Here is a 3,041-nt window from a genome sequence, read left to right on the forward strand (position 1 = left end):
GTTGTTGATGTTGCGGGCATTGATAATGAGAACGATCAAGCGTCTTAAGTGCATTCAGTGGATGCCTTGGCGTGCACAGGCGATGAAGGACGTAATACGCTGCGATAAGCGTCGGGGAGCTGCGAATAAGCTTTGATCCGATGATTTCCGAATGGGGAAACCCGACCATTTAGGTCACCCGAAAGGGAGCTAACCTGGGGAACTGAAACATCTAAGTACCCAGAGGAAAGGACATCAACCGAGACTCCGTTAGTAGTGGCGAGCGAACGCGGACCAGGCCAGTGGCCTCTTTGTAAGAACGGGAAGGATATGGAAATATCCGCCATAGTGGGTGATAGCCCCGTACCGGTAGAAAGCATTGAGGTCCTCGAGTAAGGCGGAACACGTGAAATTCTGTCTGAACATGGGTAGACCACTATCCAAGCCTAAGTACTCGTGCACGACCGATAGCGAACAAGTACCGTGAGGGAAAGGTGAAAAGCACCCCGACGAGGGGAGTGAAATAGTTCCTGAAACTGGATGCATACAAACAGTCGGAGCCCGCAAGGGTGACGGCGTACCTCTTGTATAATGGGTCATCGACTTAGTCTAACTAGCAAGCTTAAGCCGTTAGGTGTAGGCGCAGCGAAAGCGAGTCTGAATAGGGCGTTAAGTTAGTTGGATTAGACCCGAAACCAAGTGATCTAGGTATGAGCAGGCTGAAGGTAAGGTAACACTTACTGGAGGGCCGAACCCACGTAAGTTGAAAATTACGGGGATGACTTGTTCCTAGGGGTGAAAGGCCAATCAAACTTGGAAATAGCTGGTTCTCCGCGAAAGATATTTAGGTATCGCCTCGAGCGAATACTCTGGGGGGTAGAGCACTGGATGGGCTAGGGGGTCTCACCGACTTACCAAACCTAACCAAACTCCGAATACCCAGAAGTACTACTCGGGAGACAGACGGTGGGTGCTAAGGTCCATCGTCAAAAGGGAAACAGCCCTAACCTACAGCTAAGGTCCCCAAGTCATAGTTAAGTGGGAAAGCATGTGGGAATGCTTAGACAACCAGGAGGTTGGCTTAGAAGCAGCCATCCTTTAAAGATAGCGTAACAGCTCACTGGTCAAGCGTTCCTGCGGCGAAGATGTACCGGGTCTAAAACTATGCACCGAAGCTTAGGGTTTGCACGTTTACGTGCAAGCGGTAGCGGAGCGTTCCGTAAGCCTGCGAAGCGGTACCTGTGAGGGGCCGTGGAGGTATCGGAAGTGCGAATGATGACATGAGTAGCGACAAAAAGTGTGAGAGACACTTTCGCCGAAAGTCCAAGGGTTCCTGCGCAATGCTAATCAGCGCAGGGTTAGTCGGCCCCTAAGGTGAGGCAGAAATGCGTAGCCGATGGGAATCACGTTAATATTCGTGAACCAGGTGGTAGTGACGGATCGCGCAGGTTCGTATCCCCTTATTGGATTGGGGGTGCGATGAGCCGGTTCCAGGAAATAGCTCCACCAATATTGACCGTACCCTAAACCGACACAGGTGGACTGGTAGAGTATACCAAGGCGCTTGAGAGAACTATACTGAAGGAACTCGGCAAATTGCATGCGTAACTTCGGGATAAGCATGACTTCTACGAGGGCAACCTTGTAGGAGTGGCACAAAAGAGGGGGTGGCGACTGTTTACTAAAAACACAGGGCTCTGCGAAGTTGCAAAACGACGTATAGGGTCTGACGCCTGCCCGGTGCCGGAAGGTTAAAAGGAGAGGTGAAAGCCTTGAATTGAAGCCCCGGTAAACGGCGGCCGTAACTATAACGGTCCTAAGGTAGCGAAATTCCTTGTCGGGTAAGTTCCGACCTGCACGAATGGCGTAACGACTTCCCCACTGTCTCCAGTATAGACTCAGCGAAATTGAATTCCCCGTGAAGATGCGGGGTTCCTGCGGTCAGACGGAAAGACCCCATGCACCTTTACTATAGCTTTACGCTGGCATTTGTGTCGGCATGTGCAGGATAGGTGGTAGGCTTTGAAGCAGGGACGCTAGTTTCTGTGGAGCCGCAAGATGAGATACCACCCTTATCGTCATAGATGTCTAACCGCGGCATAACAGTGTCCGGGACAGCGTATGGTGGGTAGTTTGACTGGGGCGGTCGCCTCCCAAAGAGTAACGGAGGCGCGCGATGGTGGGCTCAGACCGGTCGGAAATCGGTCGCTGAGTGCAATGGCATAAGCCTGCCTGACTGCGAGACTGACAAGTCGAGCAGAGACGAAAGTCGGTCATAGTGATCCGGTGGTCCCGCGTGGAAGGGCCATCGCTCAACGAATAAAAGGTACGCTGGGGATAACAGGCTGATAATGCCCAAGAGTCCATATCGACGGCATTGTTTGGCACCTCGATGTCGGCTCATCACATCCTGGGGCTGGAGCAGGTCCCAAGGGTATGGCTGTTCGCCATTTAAAGTGGTACGTGAGCTGGGTTTAGAACGTCGTGAGACAGTTCGGTCCCTATCTGCCGTGGGTGTAGGAATATTGAGAAGAGCTGACCCTAGTACGAGAGGACCGGGTTGGACGAACCTCTGGTGGACCTGTTGTGGCGCCAGCCGCATTGCAGGGTAGCTAAGTTCGGACGGGATAACTGCTGAAAGCATCTAAGCAGGAAGCCTCCTTCAAAACGAGTATTCCCTTGAGAGCCGTGGAAGACCACCACGTCGATAGGCCGGGTGTGGAAGCGCAGCAATGTGTGAAGCTTACCGGTACTAATAGCTCGATTGGCTTGATCGTTCTCATTAATCTATGTCCGCATAGAAATGTGATCTCGATCGGTTAGAATACACCAGACCAACACGCCTTGCATGGGCGCGTTGTTGGTCCAATACAGAACAAAAACCAGAATTCACCCATATGTTTTTCGCTGACCTTGTGGTTCTTGCGAGGAGCCCAAGACCCGATCCCATCCCGAACTCGACCGTCAAATTCCTCCGCGCCAATGGTACTAAGTCTCAAGGCTTGGGAGAGTAGGTCACTGCAAGGTCTGCCAAAAACATATGGTCTCAAAACGATCTCGAA

2 rRNA genes are annotated in these 3,041 nt (G+C 52.0%); both read left to right on the top strand.

Annotated features, from left to right (window positions below):
* The first annotated feature begins 33 nt into the window (after positions 1–33).
* Positions 34–2,756 (top strand): 23S ribosomal RNA (locus E8M79_RS00005).
* Positions 2,757–2,890: 134 nt separating this feature from the next.
* Positions 2,891–3,006, top strand: a 5S ribosomal RNA gene (gene rrf, locus E8M79_RS00010).
* The last annotated feature ends 35 nt before the right edge of the window (positions 3,007–3,041 follow it).

The organism is Devosia sp. FKR38 (assembly GCF_005222805.1).
GTDB lineage: Bacteria > Pseudomonadota > Alphaproteobacteria > Rhizobiales > Devosiaceae > Devosia.